Source organism: Mesorhizobium sp. M5C.F.Cr.IN.023.01.1.1 (assembly GCF_003997585.1).
GTDB lineage: Bacteria > Pseudomonadota > Alphaproteobacteria > Rhizobiales > Rhizobiaceae > Mesorhizobium > Mesorhizobium wenxiniae.
Window position 1 is genome coordinate 1 of sequence record NZ_RZSU01000083.1, and the last position, 16,922, is coordinate 16,922.

Annotated in this window: 14 protein-coding genes and 4 pseudogenes; 13 read left to right on the top strand and 5 right to left on the bottom strand. The window is 59.6% G+C overall.

What is annotated here, in order from left to right; translation table 11 throughout:
- Positions 1-128 precede the first annotated feature (128 nt).
- From EOA78_RS26150 to EOA78_RS26160, 3 genes and pseudogenes are all read left to right on the top strand, one after another.
- Positions 129-329, top strand: a pseudogene (locus EOA78_RS26150) (IS110 family transposase); the annotation flags it as partial.
- A gap of 236 nt (positions 330-565) precedes the next feature.
- Positions 566-1,699, top strand: a complete 1,134-nt coding sequence (locus EOA78_RS26155) for an IS5 family transposase (RefSeq protein WP_245477750.1) — start codon at positions 566-568, stop codon at positions 1,697-1,699.
- Positions 1,696-2,124 carry a hypothetical protein gene (locus tag EOA78_RS26160; protein ID WP_245477752.1) on the top strand — a complete coding sequence of 143 codons (429 nt, stop codon included), beginning with the start codon at positions 1,696-1,698 and terminating at the stop codon, positions 2,122-2,124. The genes EOA78_RS26155 and EOA78_RS26160 overlap by 4 nt, the downstream gene beginning before the upstream one ends.
- Here EOA78_RS26160 and EOA78_RS26165 read toward each other — a convergent pair.
- The 3 genes from EOA78_RS26165 to EOA78_RS26175 are packed head-to-tail and all read right to left on the bottom strand — an operon-like array spanning position 2,041 to position 4,123.
- Positions 2,041-2,523, bottom strand: coding sequence for a nuclear transport factor 2 family protein (locus tag EOA78_RS26165; protein ID WP_127317636.1), 483 nt, complete (start codon positions 2,521-2,523; stop codon positions 2,041-2,043). The two genes, EOA78_RS26160 and EOA78_RS26165, sit on opposite strands and share 84 nt — an antisense overlap.
- Complete coding sequence (locus EOA78_RS26170) at positions 2,520-3,326, bottom strand: fumarylacetoacetate hydrolase family protein (protein ID WP_127317637.1); 807 nt, start codon at positions 3,324-3,326, stop codon at positions 2,520-2,522. Before EOA78_RS26170 ends, EOA78_RS26165 begins: the two co-directional genes overlap by 4 nt.
- A complete protein-coding gene (locus tag EOA78_RS26175) occupies positions 3,323-4,123 on the bottom strand; it encodes an aldolase/citrate lyase family protein (RefSeq protein ID WP_127317638.1) in 801 nt (266 codons plus the stop codon). Before EOA78_RS26175 ends, EOA78_RS26170 begins: the two co-directional genes overlap by 4 nt.
- 167 nt (positions 4,124-4,290) lie before the next feature.
- On the opposite strand from EOA78_RS26175, the gene EOA78_RS26180 reads away from it, so the two are divergent.
- From EOA78_RS26180 to EOA78_RS26210, 7 genes and pseudogenes are all read left to right on the top strand, one after another.
- Positions 4,291-5,049: an IclR family transcriptional regulator gene (locus EOA78_RS26180; RefSeq protein ID WP_127317639.1), complete on the top strand. Its 759-nt coding sequence runs from the start codon at positions 4,291-4,293 to the stop codon at positions 5,047-5,049.
- A gap of 339 nt (positions 5,050-5,388) precedes the next feature.
- Positions 5,389-5,938, top strand: a pseudogene (locus EOA78_RS26185) (transposase).
- A gap of 279 nt (positions 5,939-6,217) precedes the next feature.
- A pseudogene (locus EOA78_RS26190) lies at positions 6,218-7,066 on the top strand (IS110 family transposase); the annotation flags it as partial.
- Between the two features lie 214 nt (positions 7,067-7,280).
- Positions 7,281-7,408: pseudogene (locus tag EOA78_RS36550) on the top strand (IS630 family transposase); the annotation flags it as partial.
- Positions 7,409-7,723: 315 nt separating this feature from the next.
- On the top strand, positions 7,724-8,623 hold the full coding sequence (gene kdsA / locus EOA78_RS26200) for a 3-deoxy-8-phosphooctulonate synthase (RefSeq protein WP_127317640.1): 900 nt from the start codon (positions 7,724-7,726) through the stop codon (positions 8,621-8,623).
- Between the two features lie 285 nt (positions 8,624-8,908).
- Positions 8,909-9,490, top strand: a complete 582-nt coding sequence (locus EOA78_RS26205) for a TylF/MycF/NovP-related O-methyltransferase (RefSeq protein ID WP_164783947.1) — start codon at positions 8,909-8,911, stop codon at positions 9,488-9,490.
- A gap of 185 nt (positions 9,491-9,675) precedes the next feature.
- Positions 9,676-9,924 carry a transposase gene (locus EOA78_RS26210; protein ID WP_206533504.1) on the top strand — a complete coding sequence of 83 codons (249 nt, stop codon included), beginning with the start codon at positions 9,676-9,678 and terminating at the stop codon, positions 9,922-9,924.
- Positions 9,925-10,296: 372 nt separating this feature from the next.
- Here EOA78_RS26210 and EOA78_RS26215 read toward each other — a convergent pair whose 3' ends face one another.
- Together EOA78_RS26215 and EOA78_RS37295 are read right to left on the bottom strand one after the other, a co-directional pair.
- Complete coding sequence (locus EOA78_RS26215; RefSeq protein WP_127317642.1) at positions 10,297-10,527, bottom strand: hypothetical protein; 231 nt, start codon at positions 10,525-10,527, stop codon at positions 10,297-10,299.
- A gap of 785 nt (positions 10,528-11,312) precedes the next feature.
- A complete protein-coding gene (locus tag EOA78_RS37295; protein ID WP_245477753.1) occupies positions 11,313-11,735 on the bottom strand; it encodes a hypothetical protein in 423 nt (140 codons plus the stop codon).
- A 181-nt stretch (positions 11,736-11,916) separates the two neighbouring features.
- Between EOA78_RS37295 and EOA78_RS37300 the strand changes: the two genes are divergently transcribed.
- The 3 genes from EOA78_RS37300 (at position 11,917) to EOA78_RS26235 (ending at position 16,916) form a co-directional block, all read left to right on the top strand.
- A complete protein-coding gene (locus EOA78_RS37300; protein ID WP_245477755.1) occupies positions 11,917-12,054 on the top strand; it encodes a hypothetical protein in 138 nt (45 codons plus the stop codon).
- Between the two features lie 508 nt (positions 12,055-12,562).
- A complete protein-coding gene (locus EOA78_RS26225; protein ID WP_127317643.1) occupies positions 12,563-13,174 on the top strand; it encodes a GNAT family N-acetyltransferase in 612 nt (203 codons plus the stop codon).
- 2,062 nt (positions 13,175-15,236) lie between these two features.
- Positions 15,237-16,916, top strand: a complete 1,680-nt coding sequence (locus EOA78_RS26235) for an ABC transporter substrate-binding protein (RefSeq protein WP_127317644.1) — start codon at positions 15,237-15,239, stop codon at positions 16,914-16,916.
- Positions 16,917-16,922: the final 6 nt, after the last annotated feature.

Below are 16,922 nucleotides of genomic sequence, written 5' to 3' on the forward strand. Positions count from 1 at the left end.
ACCTGAATCAATGAACAGGGACGGTCGAAGCGGCCGCTCATGATCGCGTGAAATACCTGCTCACGATCAAATGAAATGAGCGCTCACCATCGCGTGAAATGGCTGCTCACAATCAGCGAAATGCGCAGCTGGTCCAGATGGCCTGGCTGTGGGTGCGCCATCAGCCGGGCTCGGCACTCACCTTATGGTTCAAGGAGCGGGTGAAGCAGAACAACGGCCGGCTGAAAAAGACGATGATCGTGGCGCTCGCCCACAAGCTGCTCGTGGCGCTGTGGAAATACGTCAACGTCGGCGTTGTCATCGAGGAGGCAACCATGACGGTCGCCTGATGCGCTACATCCACCGAATTCTGCTATCTTCCAGGACCTGATCTGTCCTGGCGGATCCAGGTGGACGAACCGGCACGTAGCGTGGCTTCAAAATGCCGTTGTCTCAGAATGGTCTCGTCCCCTGAGCCCTTGTCCGCCGCAAGCGGGATGTTGGTGCCGCTGCTTCGAACAGCGACCGTATATGAGTTGGATCTGGTTCGGGGGAACGAGCCGCGTCAGGCAATCGGGCTCAGACCATGGATACGGCAAACCAACGGACCCAAAATGCGGAGCCTAAAAGCCTTGACACTCTTCATATAAGCTACGTGGACCTTGAAGCACGGGTTCGGCGCAATCATCCATTGCGTGCGATCCGGTCGATCGTGAACGAGGCGCTGTCGGCGCTGGAGCGGGACTTCGCGGCGCTGTATTCGCCGATCGGACGGCCATCGATCCCGCCGGAGAAGCTGCTCAGGGCAATGCTTTTGCAAGCGTTCTATTCGATCCGCTCGGAACGGCTGTTGATGGAGCGGCTGGAATACGACCTTCTGTTCCGCTGGTTCGTCGGCATCGGCATCGACGACGCGGCCTGGGACCATTCGGTGTTCTCCAAAAACCGTGACCGGCTGCTGGAAGGCGACATCGCGACGAAGTTCTTTGCTGCGGTGCTGGCGCAGCCCAAGGTGAAGAAGCTCCTTTCCACGGATCACTTCTCGGTCGACGGAACGCTGATCGAGGCCTGGGCGTCGATGAAGAGCGTCAAGCCGAAGGACGGTTCGGGCGAAGATGGCTCAGGCGAGCCGCCGGCTCAGGACGGCGGGCGGAACACGGAAGCGGACTTCCACGGCCAGAAACGGTCGAACGAAACGCATGCTTCGACCACCGATCCCGACGCCAGGCTCTATCGCAAGGGACAGGGCAAGGAGGCGAAGCTGTGCTTCATGGGGCATGGGCTGATGGAGAACCGCCACGGCCTGCTAGTCGATGCCTGCCTGACGCTGGCCGACGGACATGCCGAGCGAGTGGCCGCACTGCATATGATCGAACCCTGCGCCGACCGGCCGCAGGCGATCACGCTCGGCGCCGACAAGGCCTACGACGCGGAGGACTTCATCAACGAGTTGCGCTCAATGAAGGTGACGCCGCATGTAGCGCAGAATACCAGCGGCCGCCGCTCGGCGATCGATGGGCGCACGACGCGGCACGGCGGCTATGCCGTCAGCCAGCGCGTCAGAAAGCGCATCGAAGAGGCGTTCGGCTGGATCAAGACAGTCGCCGGGCAGGAGAAGACCAAGTTGCGCGGACGCGACCGCGTCGGGTGGGCCTTCATCTTCGCGGCTGCCGCCTACAATCTGGTGCGATTGCCGAAGCTGCTGGCGGTGCCGACATGATCGCGCCCGCGGGCTGCCAACTGATCGGCCGCTGGCGGATCATCGAAGCCGATCTGTGGGATCGCGGCTATCTGAACCTCGGTGGACCCGCAACCATCACCATCGGACCCGACAACAACGGCGAGATCGCCTTTGGCGCCCTGCGAGCCGGCCTCGATCTGAGCTACGGCCCGTCGATAGTTCACTTTACATGGGGCGGATGTGACGAGATGGACGAAGTCACAGGCGATGGCCATGCCGAATTGCTCGACGACGGCTCGATCGAGATCACGTTCGCCTACCACAACGGCGACGAGGCCATCCTCAAGGCAATACGGCAGACTTCTTCAACAGCTGCTAGGCTAGGTCTCTGGCTTCGGTCGGGTTTCTTCGGTGTAGGGCGGATTCATTGTGTAGCCGCGGCCGGCATAATCGAAGCCGCCTAGCATGGCTTCGCCCGTAACTCCTTTAGGAGGACATGCGTAGTAGGCGCGGATTTCCGTGATCCGGCCCTGCTCGTCGAACTCGAACCACTCGTCGCCGCGCAGATAGGTGCCAGCCTTGGTCTTCCAGTGGGTCCATTCCAGTACGGCGCGTCGGTTTTCCGGATCGAGAATCAGCGTCTCAATGGTCCATTGAGAGCCCATCTTCGCGACGGCCTCGATCCAGCCATCTGCGATGGCCTGCGTTCCGCGGAACGGACCCTGCGGCGCCCCGGCGGGAAAAAAATGCGTGGCTTCAGGAGCCATCGTGCTCTTCATCATGGCAGCGTCGGCGCGGTTACAGCCGTCGTAATAGCGGCGAATCGTGGCTTCCATGCTGGCTGCGGTCAAAGTAATGGTCATGGCGTTACTGTCGGTTCTCCAGTGAAGTTCAGTGTTACCGTGCCGAGATCCTCGATCTCGGCACGGGCCGTTTTGCACCCGGCTATTCGGTGCGATCGCGTCGCGGTGCCGGGCAGCAGTATCTGGCCCGCATTCAGTCCTACGCCGTGCCTACCGAGCGCGTTCGCCAGCCAGGCAATCCCCTCGGCCGGATGGCCAAGGATGGCGGAGGTACTGCCAGTCTCGACCGCCTCATCATCAAGGACCAGTGCCGTGTTAAGGTCCGCCAACCGCAACTCGGCAGGCCGCTTGCGAACCCGACCCAGCACGACTCGCGCGGACGAGCCGTTGTCGGCCACGGTATCCTGCAGCCTTATGTCCCAATCGCGGATGCGGCTATCGATCACCTCAAACGCGGGCACAATCCAGTCTGTTGCAGCCAACACCTCGTTGCGTGTCACGCCCAGACCTTTCAACGGCCGACCGAGAATGAAGGCCGGCTCTACCTCGATCTGCGGGTCAATCAGCCACGATAGATCGAGTACGTCCCCTTCTTTGACGAACATTGTATCGAACAGATGCCCATAGTCAGGCTCGTCCACTTTAAACTTGATCTGCATAACCCGCGCGGTGAGCCCGATCTTGTGGCCGCGGATCACTTCTCCTGCGGTTATGCGGGCCTCCGCGTTGAGGCGCTGGATTTCGTAGGCCTCGGCCACCGTCAGACCCGGCGCACCCTCGGTCAGTCGAGAAATCGGCTGCCGGGCGGCCTCGGCATCGCGCAGTCGCCGCGCCAGATCGACCAGATCGGGGCCCGAGCTCATGCTGCCGTCCCTTTACGCACGCTGGTTCCGGCCACCACCGCAGAGGCGCCGTCGGCAAGCATGCGCCCGTCGAAACTGACGCATTGCAGGCTGAAACCCAAATCTGACCATGCGGCGCTTGCTTCGGGTCTGTCGATATAGACGCCGCGGATGAGGCTTTCGGGCAATGAGCCTGCAAGCCGTGCCGCATGGCCGATCAGGGCATCGTCCTCGACCCCGATCCCCAGTGAACCGGAAAGGTCATGGGTGCCGATAAAGATGCCATCGATGCCAACGACGCCGGCAATCTCCGCGATAGCATCCAGCCCTTTGCGGCCCTCGATTTGCACGATCACCACGGTTCGCTCGCCGATCGCCGTCTTCGACTGCGCCAGCCCGTCATGGCGGGTGAGCGGGCTGAAGCTACGGGCGCCCAGCGGCGGAAAGCGTGTCTCGGCCACGACGGCGCGGACGCGTTCGGCAGTCTCTACGTGCGGTACGAGGATACCATTGGCTCCCGCCTCCAGCGCCTTGCCGATAAGTCCGACATCCTCGCCCCAGACACGGACAAATGCAGCCACTCCCAGCATTTGCGCCGCGAGCACCAGCGGTTCCAAGCGGTCGAAGCCAAGCGTGGAATGCTCCATGTCGATGACCACGAAGTCGAACCCGGCGAGCGCTACGGCTCGAATGGTGGCGATGGTGGGGACCTCGATGATGAATGTGCCGACCGCCAATCCGGTCCGGCTACGCTCGATAAGCTGCGGCCCCAGATCGGCGACCGCCTTTAGAGAGACTCTCGCGCTTGCAGTCGTCATTATAGCACAAACTTCATCTAATGAACTTCGATATCATAGAATGAACTTTATACCGGCCCTGTCTTTTGCGTCAAGCGGGAATCGCAAATGGGGTGACATGTCATTTCGGCGCTGTTGCCACCGTGCGGTCGAACCGGGTAGAGGGTGTTGTTTCTGGAGCACACGACATGGGCGTTCCGCCGGTCAGGGCATTGTCACGCGGGCTTTCCGTGATCGAGATGATGGCGCGCGCCTCGGTTTCGCTCGGGCCGAGCGTGATCGCGGAGGCCACCGGGCTCGATCGGGCAACGACGTCGCGTCTGCTGCAAACGCTGATTGATGATGGATATGTGCGCAGGACGAGCCACGGGAACTACTCGCTCACCTCTAAGCTGCTTGAGCTGTCCTCATCCAGTGGTATCGCCCTAGGGCTGCGAGAAATTGCTCGGCCGTTCATGCGCGAGCTGCGCGACATGAATGACGAGACCGTCCACCTCGGAATCCTGGAGAGCGATCGTATTGTTTACATCGAAAAGCTGGAGCCAACGCACCAGCGCGTCGCCCTGATCACCTCAGTCGGACAGACCATGCCGGTACATTCGACCGCACTCGGGAAGGCTATCTTGGCCGAGATGACCCCTGCCGTCATGAACGCGGTTCTCGACCGAATCAGATTTGATCCTAGGACCAAATCGACCATCTTGACGCGCGAAGCGTTCCTTGTCGAACTCGAGAAAACACGAGCGCGCGGCTACGCGGTGGATCACGGCGAGAATCTACCTGACGCGTCGTGCGTGGCTGCGCCCATACACAACAAATCGGGCGATGTCGTCGCAGCGCTAAGCATATCCTCGCCTACGTTCAGGATAGCCGACAGCTTTGAAGAGATCGGTCCGGTTGTCCGATCGGTCGCCGATAGAATCAGTTCGGCACTGGCCGCCGTCTAGAGCAGCTCACAACTTAACACACTCGATGGGATGAGGCCTTAGGCGAGCGCGAAGACGTGAGAGACGGTGGCACTGCTCGCAGCTCCAGGGAAACAGTTCATGGAGTCGGCTGATGATGTGATCGTTGATGCGGGAGAGCATGTCGGCAAAATAGCCTGCGGGTTGAGGCCGGACAATTAGCCGCCTCGATGACGGTCATCGCATCGGTGATGATTTCACCTCGGCATTGGAACTGGCGAACGGAAAATTCTTTCATCTCCTTACAACCGCTTAGAGTCCGTTTGGAAAATCGAGGGGGGTGGGGTTTTGCGGTGAAGCGATTTGTGATTCAAGCTCTGGATGTGGACCGAGCAGAGCCGCGGGCGAATGGCCCAGATCGCCAAGAAAACCAAGCGCTACCCATCCGATTTGACGGACGAGGAATGGGAGCAGATCGCTCCGCTAATGCCCAAGCCTGGGCGTCGCGGCCGTCCGCGCGAGGTTGAATTCCGGGAGGTGATCAACGCCGTGCGCTACCGACGGGCGGCTCTTGATGGTCAACCTCACCACCGCCGACATCTCCGACAGTGCCGGGGCTCAGGCGGTCCTGGACGGCATCCGCAAGCGTTGGCCCTGGGTGAAGCATCTGTTCGCCGACAGCGCCTATGACCGGCTGAAGCTCATGGACAAAGCCGCCTATCTCGACTTCGTCGTCGAGATCATCCGTCGATCCGACGACCAGAAAGGATTCCAGGTCCTGCCCCGCCGCTGGGTGGTCGAGCGCACATTCGGATGGATGACGCGATGGCGACGCCTCGTGCGCGATTATGAACAGCGCATCGACGTCTCTCACGCCATGATCCTAGTCGCCATGGGTGGAAACCTCATCCGACGAAATGCACATCCCTGATTTTCAAAACGGACTCTTATGCGTTGGTGCCATCGAAGCCGGCACGAAGGGCGCATCCCGCAACGCCCAAGCTGCACCTTTGCGTGCTTGCCGACGCCCAGGTGAAGAGCTGTTGGGGCCTTTATCCGTGCCGGCGCGCAACCCGGACATGACGGCGTCGGGCTCCAGCATGTCGCGATTATCCGCGCCTTGTTTTCCAGCGACCACTGCCGCCGACCGACAGGTCCATTGATCACTTTGAAAACGTCCGGCTGTCGCTCAGGTCAAATGTATGGTCAAGTCCAGACACAAGAGGGGTTGCCGGCGATCTACATCGATGCACGCCATGCCAAGCAGCACTCGACATTGCCGCGAACAAGACCGACGCGAACAAGACCGACGCGAACGACGCTGACGGTTTAGCGCATTTTGTGGAGGTAGGCTTCTTCCGCGAGGTGCAGGTGAAAGGCTTCGACAGTATGTTGACCCGCACGCTCGTGGCAGCACGCTCTGCTGGTCCGGATCACCGTCGAGCTTTCCAACCAGATCCGAGGGATCATGGAACGTCGGCTTGCTCGTTCCCGCCGGTAAGGAACTACATTCGAAAAGAATGTCCGGAGCCTTCTTATCGGTCAGAGCGAGCTTGCTCCTGTCGTGCTACCGATGTTGGAAGCCTGGCGCAGCATTCGCATCCGTGCCGCCGAGCTTGGGCGCCAGCTTGTCGCAGATGCACGTCATAGCCAAGCATGCCGCATACTCAGGTCAATCCCCGGCATCGGCGCCATCATCGCCTCTTTCGCCACTATCATTGAAGATCCGGGCAACTTCAAGAAGTCCCGCTCTGTTGCCGCTTTGATCAACCTGACAACTCGCCGCTACCAATCGGGAGAAGTCAATTATGACGGCCATATATCCCGACGCGGTGATCGACATTTGCGGGGACTTCTCAATGAGTCTGCGGCGGTCATCCTGACACGCAGTTCGATGACAGCAGCCTGCGCATGTGGGGCCTCAAGCTCCGGGAGAGGATTGGCTTCAAACGAGCTGCCGTGGCTGTGGCGCGCAAACTGGCGGTGATATTGCATTCGATGCTCAAGACCGGTGAAATTCTTTGATCGGAATGCAGGCGCCACAGCATGCACAGCATGAAATCTTGCGAATAGCGTTTCCGCTGATGGGATTGCACCGCTGTCTCAGCAAAGTGCGTCGTCCACATTGAAGGCTCGTCCGCGAAGCTCCATCATGCGGCGACTGATGTCGACCGCGAAGACAACCATGCACCCGGCAGCGTCGTCTCGACTCAATTACATACTTGACGTCCCAGCGGCGACAAGACAACTCCATCAATCGAAAACGCCTTCTCAAATTTAAGGCTCTTATGCGCGCCAAAGCCGAGAGGACAATCACGCCCTGTGGAACGCCATCGGATCGCTCGTCGACCTCTTCACCCCAGCCGAATGCCAGAACTACTTCAAGGCCGCGGGGCTATGACCCGGACTAACCGGACCTGCTCTAGGCGCGGGTCCTTTCTCCAATGCCCGTCCGCCTGGACACAAAGGGCACGCGGCGTCGAGACACATAGTGCTCACAGAAGGTCCATCCGCCGCAGATAGCCGTACTGAGCTGGATTCAGCTCAAGCTGAGGAGGATCCCTCAAATTGAGCTCTTCAAGCGAGCGAGATGGCATAACACAAAGCAGTCACAAAATCTTAGCTAAACCTTAATTTGCAATATGCGGCTATCCTCGCCAACAATGCCAATATAGCTTTACCCTCGAATTTGCGCTTGAACCCCAGTAATCATCGAATGAAGCAGCATCGCATTACAATCGGATCGCTGGTCGTAAGCAACGATCTTCCCTTGACACTCATCGCCGGCCCGTGCGCGATCGAAAGCCGCAACCATGCGATTGAGATCTGCCACGCCCTGTCAGAGATCACAGGCCATCTCGGCCTAGGTTTCATCTATAAGAGTTCGTTCGACAAAGCAAACCGAACGAGCCTGTCTAGTGGGCGCGGTGTCGGGATGCGAGAGGGTCTCGCCATATTGGCGGATGTTCGAGAGACCGTCGGCTGTCCGGTGCTCACCGATGTCCATGCTCCTGAGCAGTGCCGAGAGGCGGCGAAGGCCGTGGATGTCCTGCAAATCCCCGCCCTTCTCTGTCGTCAGACCGATTTGTTGATCGCAGCAGCCCGAACCGGGCGCCCGGTGAATATCAAGAAGGGGCAGTTCCTCGCCCCTTGGGATATGGAGCACGTTGCCGACAAGCTGGTGCAATCGGGCAACCGGGATGTGTTGTTGTGCGAGCGGGGGGCGAGCTTCGGCTACAATACGCTTGTATCTGACATGCGGGCACTCCCGATCCTCGCTAAGACCGGGTTTCCAGTAGTGTTCGATGCAACTCACTCGGTGCAACAGCCCGGCGGCCGAGGTAGCACCTCAGGTGGGCAACGCGACTTCGTCGAGATCTTGGCGCGGGCGGCCGTCGCGGTCGGCGTTGCGGGCATCTTTATTGAGACCCATCACGATCCCGATAAGGCGCCGAGCGATGGCCCTAACATGGTGCCTCTGCAGTTGATGCCCCGACTTCTTGAAACGTTGCTCGCATTCGACCATTTGGCGAAGAATGTACCCGCTCAGGGGAAATACTCATCACCTAAGTCGGGACAACGACCAGAAAAGGGCGAAGGCTCTCCGGCCCGGTGAGGCGAATTCGCAGCCTCCTTCCGGTAGGGCCGGGTTGGGGAATCCGTGGAGCGCGACGTAGACCGGGCCCGCAAACATGGATGTCTTGGAAGATGCTTTTTGGAGAGGTGTTCGATGACAATAGTTCTGCCTGAGTTCGAGGAAGCGCCCGAGAGATCGCGGGGGCGAAACGTTCGCGCTGGCTTCCAACGCGCAATAGGCCTCCAGGAAGGCGATCTGGTCGAGCAATTGCACCAGGACAAGCTTTACAACAGGGCAATGCAGCTGGCGCGAAAGCGGACGGTCGTGGCCGAGCAGAACCGGATGAATCTCTATCTGATCTTGCGTTTCGGCTTCGATGGCCTAGCGCCCGGCCATATCGTCGAGTTCGGCGCCTATCGCGGGGGCAACGCGCTTTTCATGGCGGCAGTCTGCCAGGAACTCCATCCCGGCATGAACGTTTACGCTTTCGATACTTTCGACGGGATGCCTGCTACAGACCCGCAGCGCGACGGGCACCGGGCGGGCGATTTCAAAGATGCGGGCTACGAAGAGCTGCTCGAGGTAATCGAGAAGGAGAAAATTGATAATCTCCATTTGGTCCGGGGGCTTTTCGAGGACACGGCCGACGAAGCGATGAAAAATGTCGGCTCGGTCCGGCTCAACCATGTCGATTGCGATATCTACAGCGCCGTGAAGTATAGCTACGACGTGTCCCGAAAATACATGGTCGATGGCGGTTATTGGGTATTCGACGACTGCCTTTGTTCGGACTGCCTAGGAGCCATGGAGGCAGTGGAGGAAACGACGATCCGGCGAGACGGCCGCTTCGCGGAGCAGGTTTTCCCGCATCTTGTCTATCGGAACTGGCCATCGAGTTGGACCTAACCGTGACGAGCGGGGAAGGCATTTCCATGACCGTCTGCTTTCCGGACGCGGCAAGTCTTCGGAATTTGGCGCTAAGGCGAACCTGCGCCTTCCAAGCAATGGCTTTGATGCTCCGAAGCTCGGCATTCCGGTCTATCAAGCTTCGCCCCTCATGGGTGGACCGTTGCAACCGGCTGGACGGCGTTTTGAAGGAAGCCGTCTCAGGCTGGGTGCTGGGTCCTTTGGCCCATGCGCTTCAGGCGTTGCGAGGTGCGAAGTTGACGGCTGCCGTCACCCTCGTTGCGGAGATCGGCGATTTGCTTCGGTTCGACAGCCCAAAACAACTGATGGCATGGCTTGGCCTGGTGCTGGCCGAGCATTCCAGCGGCAAGAGGATCAAGCGCGGCGAGATCACCCGAACCGGGAATGCGGCGGCCCCGGACGATGCTGAGTGAATCGGCATGGCATTACCGCTTCCCTGCACCAGATCGTGAATGCGCCGCTTGTATCCCTCGAAGACGAGTTGCTGGTGCGGAAAGGCAAACTTCTGTTCCGACAGCCATCCGCAATGAGCCTTGCCCCAGATCGCTTTCCCGTTGAACCGTCGACCGTGCCGCAAAAGGAAACTCTTCAAAGCCGACTTAGCCGCCGAAAGATTGTCTTTCGCCCTGCCGTCTAGCGCGAACGACATCGCGGATCGCTTCATGGGCTTCGTCCGGAACCCATACCGCGACCAGCTCGCCGGCGCGCAACAGGCAGGCCAGTGTCTGGGCATCTCTTCGATCGGTCTTTACCCGGTCTCCCGGACGGCGCGGCATTGAACATGGCTATATCACCATGCAGTCCACGCCGAACTTGGCGAGGGATCTGTAGATGACGAACCCGCAAGGCCCGGCTTCATAACAGACGCGCAGCTCGGAACCGTCCTGCCCGATCTTTTTCAACGCTGCATGCAAAGCTTCCGGTCGATTGGGAATTGTGCCGAAATAGCGAACTTCCCTGTCCATGCCATTATCGGCAACCGCTATCGCAATCGAATCGATGAACATCGAGGCCAATGAACTTCTTTCCTGTTGATATGAGAGCTTCCTTTCCGAACTCGGCACAAGTGATCGTAATCGGGTCACTTGAGCGCGCGCTCGCGAGCGGCTTCGTCACCGTCGAGCTACACCTGTATGGGGCGATGATTGTCAAAGTTGCTCTGGTTCGGTTTCTCATCTCCTCGTGCCGACCTCGCTCGAATGGGGCCGCCGCGCACAGTGACGGTCAAGGGTGGGTGCAGGCCCATCGCCAAGCGACTTGTCCTTGACGGTCGCGAGCACGGGCGGCCGGCTCTGCCGGGTCGGGTGAATTTTTCCTGCGGGGTCAAAAAGCCGACGATGGATTCCGAGGCGAGCTCGCCTTGAGCCAGGCGCGGATGTCGCGCGGCAGACTTGTATTCGGTAGATCCCGAATGGATCTGAACCATGATTCAGCATGCGCATCGGTGGCGAATCTCCGGGGCGGCGGGCCCATTCTACTCCGAGGGTCCGAAGGACCATGTACGCTTCGGGTTGCGACCACCTCGGATCGTCATCGGCAGGCCTGCTAGAGGCCCCGCCAATTAGGTGTGCGTTGTTCTCCTCTGCCCACGTGCCTCGCATCACGCCGCACGCACTATGACGCCCTGCGGCACCTCGCCCGTGGTGACGAAACGCCAAAGCACAATCAGCAGCTTGCGCGCCAGCGCCACAATCATCGTCTTGCGCGTGGTCTTGCGGCCGTCGCCCGTGCGTGCTTGGAACCCATTGGACGAGACTGCTGGTCGTTTTGGAAGTGGAGAGAAACTGCCACGCCAGCTGAATCATGCCGCGCCGCACGCGGACATTGCCGACGCGCGCCAGCCCCTTCCCACCGCGCGGCAATCGCGCAGCTTGCGCGACAGGATCTCGTGGACCAGCATGTCGGCGGTCTCGACGCCGATGCCAATGATGCGCGCGAGCAAGCGAACCCATTGCGTGCGGGCCGTTCGCCGCAACCGGAGCCGCAGTGAGCCGGCGCAGGCGTTCCTATTCGATGGTGGGATATGGTCGGGCACGAGCTGCAGCTGCTCAAGGAAGGCGTGGATTTCGGCGCGGTGTTGTCCGGCAATGGCGTTCCCTCGGCCGTGCGGAATGCTCCCGAGCCTGTCCGCCGCCTGACGCAGGCTCAGCCGGAAGTTGCGGATGCCAAAGCGGGCGAGCACCGCTTTGACGCGGTTGATGAGCCGCGTCTGCTCTGTGACCAAAGTCTCACGCTCGCGGCTTGGCCGCGCGCGTCCTCCTCGGCAAGCGTCGGGATCGCCGCCATGCTGCAGTGACGCTTCTCGCCGCGCAGCCAGCCGAGAAAGGCGCGCATCAAAAGTTTGGTGTCGAGGCGATCGGTCTTGGCGCGCCGATGCTCGCGCGACACCGCAACGCTGTGGCGGGGTGGATGGCATAGACCTCGATGCCGTGCGCCCGCAGCCAGCGCGCCAGCCAGAAGCCGTCGCCGGCCGCCTCATAAGCGACGGCGATCCGCTTGATCGTCTGCCCGGCCTGGCCGGCTTCGGCGCGCCAGCGCTGTAGCAGTTTGAACCGCGCTGGCGCGTCGGCATCGATTTTCTTGAGGGGCTGGCGCTTGAGGCCTGGAACAAGCGCGGCAATCAGCCACTTCGCCTTGCTTATTCGATGCCGGCGACGATCCTGTTCTCCTTTTCAAGAGCGGTAAGGGACCGGCTCGCGTCAAAAGATTGCGACATGGGACGCGCCTCCTTCTGATGGTGTTTTCGACGGTGCCGAAGGATGCCACAACCTCGCCGCTCGCCCCATAGCATCTACTCGGCGGGACACGACCTGTTCGACCATGTGGGAAGTGCGACATAGCGGGTTAGTGTCATCGTATTGCTTTACAGAAATTTTCCTTTGGCACGGTACATGCACGTCTTATCCGAAAAATGCTTCTGCTTCACGCACTGCGGAGGAATCGTCCCATGATCACGCGCACCAACGATGCCGTCATTCTGCTTTCCGTTGTCCTGGTCCGAGACGCACACCAGCGCGCCGGCAGTCTGCCCCGTGCGGGAACGCCCGCATCATGCCGTTAATTTTGAAAACCGCGCGGTTAGGCTTGCGTCCCTTGGCCGTAAGGGACCTCTTGCGGCTTCACGCATTGAATAATGATCCTTTCGTGGTGAACGCTATCTATGACGCAAAAGCTCCGTCTTGGGCGGACACACATGCCCGGCTCAAGGAGACCCTTGCCGATTGGGAGATGTATGGTTTTGGTCTCTTTGCAGTGTTCGCGCGCGACGGAAACAGCGTGGAAGGCAGCTTCGTTGGACAACGCGGCCTGCGTTTGCTGCCAGGCAGCGACGATCTGGAACTCAGCGCCTGCTTTAGCCAGGCCGCATCCGGCAAGGAATATGCCGCGGAGGCGGGATGCGCGGTCCTTGATTTTGCCTTTAGGGCCTTGGGGGTGCCGCGGGTCCTGTGCTTTGTCCGGCCTGAAAATCAGCGTTCCCTGCGTTCCGTCCGGAAGATGGGATTCCGGCAGATCGATGATCGATGGTTTGGCGACCGGCTGTGGCGCGGCTTCGAGGTAAGACCGCTAGACCTCAACCGAGCCATCGCCGCAAATCCCGGCTTCGCCCCTATACCCCACCTATCTCAAGGGATCGGCGATGACCTAGAATGGCATTCTCCCTGACCGGCCGTTCAATGTGAGGTTAATCATTTATAGCTGCGCAACAAAGCCCGATCGCGTTGCCCGGGCCAACTTCGGAAGGCAATGAATCGACGACCATGCGCCTAAATCGCAGAATCGAGGCATGCTTTGCGATGCCTCAGATGCACGGCGACGTATCGCGAGCTTCATCGATATCGGGCGAATCGAGAAACTTCTGTGGTTGCCGCCAGTGATGCAAGAGGCTTCCGACTACGTGTGCAGCTGATCGAGTGCGGTCTTCTGTAAGGCCTTTGAACGCGGCATTTTCAGAGGCCGCTAGCCGGTATGGTGATCTGCGGATTAGGTCCAAATCTGACTCTCGAGCTTCATTGCTCATGTTTCTCAACTGGTTTTCTTAATCCAGATCCGTTCGATCATTTGCCCATTCGGGTCGTCGCCTTCTCACACCCCCTTTATCCGACGTCAGCAGATTCTGCGGCATGTCGATCACGCCGTCATAGCCTGTGCCGGACCTCGGTAATCCTCATTTTTCGTTAGCACGGCCCAGCTCACCCGTGCCATCTTTTTGGCCAAAGCGATCGCCACAAGCATCCTCGGCTTCCGCGCTGCCAAGCGCGCCAGCCATGAACCTTCCGGAATTAATTTGCGGCCCAGCCAGTTCAGACGCGACATCGCGCCGATAATCAGCAGCCTTCGGATATCGGGCTGCCCAGCGTTGGAAATGCGCCCGAGCCGTTCTTTGCCACCTGAGGAGAATTGACGTGGAACAAGGCCGAGCCAAGCGGCGAAGTCCCGCCCGCGTCGGAATTCCTCATAGGTGGGGCAAAGGCTTCGACTGCCAGGGCGGTCAGTGGGCCGATCCCGGGAATTGTCTGCAAACGCCGCGCCGTGTCAGCTTCAGCCGCTAGTACCTTGATCTTCACAGTCCGCGCATCAATGCGTACCGTCTTCTCGCCAATCTGTTCCAATAGATCGCGGCATTCCTCGCGCATCAAATCAGCCAAGTCGCTGTTTGGTGCGTCCAGAATCTCCTTGATCCGCTTGATCTGGTGAATTCCTTGTGGAACGACGAAGCCGTATTCGTAAAGGCACGCTCTAAGTGCGTTGACCAGTTCGGTGCGTTGGTGGACGAGCCGTTCTCGGGCGAAACAAACTTGCCAAACCTTGTTGTTCTGCGGACTTCGTATCGACGAAGCGCATTTCCGGCCGCTGGGCCGCGATTGCGATGGCCTCGGCGTCTGCTGCATCATTGTTCTCTGGTAGCCGCCCTTGATGCAAGAAGCCTTCCAACCTGATGTGCGGTGATCGAGTGCGTTCTTCTCTCAGGCCTTTTGTTGCAACCTTTCAAGAAGCCGCGGGCCGGTATGGTGATCTGCGGATCGGGTCCAAATCTTCTGCAAGAGCTTTCAAGCTCGGGAACGGTGTCTGGTTTTCCTGATCCAGATCTTATCGATCATTGTGCCATTCAGGTCATCGACTTCCTACACCTCCTTCACCGGCGCCAGTTTGTGTGGTGATGCATATACGTCATGCAGCCACAACTCGCGCCGGAACAGCGAGCAGGCCAGACTCTCCAGCTCCAATGACGAAAGCGGCCACGAACTTCGCCCTCCAACTGAGCTCTCAGCGTTAACATTAGACTCCCTGGCTTTTTGCCCAATCAAGGCTGTGACCTAGGAGCCACGCGGCCGCGGCAGGCGGTGATCGATCCCTTCACGCCCTACCTTCGCCCGTGTCATGCGATATACTGGCCTCACCGGCAGCCGGTTGAAAGAACTCAGCTATTACGGCGGCTACGCGGCCGATTTCCTGCGCGAGGTCCGGCCCTGAAGCGGCGGAGCGCGGTATTAGATCCACTTCGCGTTGTCCCCCTTTGGCAACGGTATCTTCCGAAAATCACTTGGCCGCTTGACATGCAGCGCAAAACACATTTCACTGGAACACGGTTCCAACGGTTTATCCGTTCCAGTTGATACGGTATTCTCATAAAGCCCACCCTTGATCCCGATTAGTCGCAGCCTTTAGAGGCCAAATAATTCGGAGCGGATGCGGAACCTTAAAATGGAACGTCAGGGAGGACAGAATGAACAAGTGGATAATCAGTCGTCGTGCGGCGGTGAAGTCGCTGGCTGTAGGGTTGGCTGCCCCTTGGGTTACACCTTCAAAGGCGTTCGCCGCGTCGTCGTGCGACGACCACATCGTGCGCCTCGGCGCGGTCCTCTCGCCCGATACGGCAAATCCATTCGCCACCTGGCAATCGTGGTGGCCGCTGTTCATAATCTATGACTGGCTGGTCGGCCCGGACGCCTTGCGCCACCCCGAACGGAAGGCATCGTTTGCCAGGGAGTGGTCCGTTGCCGATGACAACCTTACGTGGACCTTCAAGATCCGGCCGCGCATGAAGTGGTCGGACGGCCAGCCCGCCACGGCCAAAGACGCCGCCTTCACCTACAACTATGTGCGCAGCTCGATGGGCACGCCGAACGAACTCAACATCGGCTGGAACAACACTGATGGATTTGAACAGTTCGAGTCAATTACGGCCCTCGACGACGAGACCTTGCAGATCGTGACCAAATCCCCCACGCGCCTGCCAGTCTACAAGAACGTGCTGATTGTTCCCGAGCACATCTGGAAGGACATCAGCTACGCCGATGCGCGCGGCACCTTCCGGAACGATCCCCCGGTGGTGGGTACGGGCCCCATGATCCTTTCGGAGCTTAAGCAGGGCCAGTTTTGCCGGCTCACGCCGAACCCGTACTTCCGCGGCGACGGGCAGCCGGCAACGGCCGGCATCATCATTCAATTGTTCGCTACGGCCGATCCGATAGCGCAGGGTCTGAAGAGCGGCGGCCTCGACTATGGGATGAACTTGACGGCGGCACAGTGGGAAGATCTCTCAAAGGATCGCGATATCAAGATTGGTCAATCGCGCGTCGAGCAGCGGGATTACTTGGCCTTCAACACCACGTCCGGGGAAGGGGCTGGTAGCACCAAGGCTCTGCAGGATCCGGCGTTTCGCGATGCGATCGGATATGCGATCGACCAGAAAGCCATCGTCGATCGAGCCTACCGCGGTCACGCCGAACCGGGCGTCGGGCTGGCCATGCCGATCGCGGCCGATTACTACTCTGACCTAGGCGACATCAGGCGCCGCTTCGATCTGGCCGAGGCGGGGCGCCGGCTCGATGCCGCTGGCTATCGGGACACGAACGGCGACGGGGTCCGGGTGGACAAGGAGGGAAAGGGCTTCCAGCTTGAACTGATTACCGGAGCACACTCAGGTAATTTGGAGATTCCGACCGCGGCCGTGCAGCTTATCACTGGCTGGTTGGGAAAAATTGGCATCCGCGTATCGGTTACCCAGCTGGACGCCGGCGCGCTCGAAGCCCGCACAGCGGCGCCGGCTGATGGCGGCGGAGGCTGGGATCTGATCGTTGGTAACACCTGGCTGACTACCGCGCCTCGCGACATCCTCTCCTTAGGCAGCAGCAAGCTCATCGGATCCACGAACGCATCGTACTGGACCAATGACAAGTTCGATGCGCTCCTGTCGGAGGTTGACGTCACTGTCGACCTCAAGAAAAGCCAGGAGCTTGTCGATCAGGCGGTGCGCCTCATTTACACAGAGGCACCTTATATCATCCTCAGTTACCCAACTCTGCTCGAGGCTCATCGTACGGATTGCTTCGAGGGTTGGGGCGAGCAAGACATGGTCTCGCAGGGTAGCTACTTTCCGTTCGATCGCCTGCGTCCGCTCTAAAATGGC

Coding starts and splice junctions, on each gene's coding strand:
- EOA78_RS26155 (WP_245477750.1), top strand. CDS start 566: ATGGATACGGCAAACCAACGGACCCAAAATGCGGAGCCTAAAAGCCTT.
- EOA78_RS26160 (WP_245477752.1), top strand. CDS start 1,696: ATGATCGCGCCCGCGGGCTGCCAACTGATCGGCCGCTGGCGGATCATC.
- EOA78_RS26165 (WP_127317636.1), bottom strand. CDS start 2,523: ATGACCATTACTTTGACCGCAGCCAGCATGGAAGCCACGATTCGCCGC.
- EOA78_RS26170 (WP_127317637.1), bottom strand. CDS start 3,326: ATGAGCTCGGGCCCCGATCTGGTCGATCTGGCGCGGCGACTGCGCGAT.
- EOA78_RS26175 (WP_127317638.1), bottom strand. CDS start 4,123: ATGACGACTGCAAGCGCGAGAGTCTCTCTAAAGGCGGTCGCCGATCTG.
- EOA78_RS26180 (WP_127317639.1), top strand. CDS start 4,291: ATGGGCGTTCCGCCGGTCAGGGCATTGTCACGCGGGCTTTCCGTGATC.
- kdsA (WP_127317640.1), top strand. CDS start 7,724: ATGAAGCAGCATCGCATTACAATCGGATCGCTGGTCGTAAGCAACGAT.
- EOA78_RS26225 (WP_127317643.1), top strand. CDS start 12,563: ATGCCGTTAATTTTGAAAACCGCGCGGTTAGGCTTGCGTCCCTTGGCC.
- EOA78_RS26235 (WP_127317644.1), top strand. CDS start 15,237: ATGAACAAGTGGATAATCAGTCGTCGTGCGGCGGTGAAGTCGCTGGCT.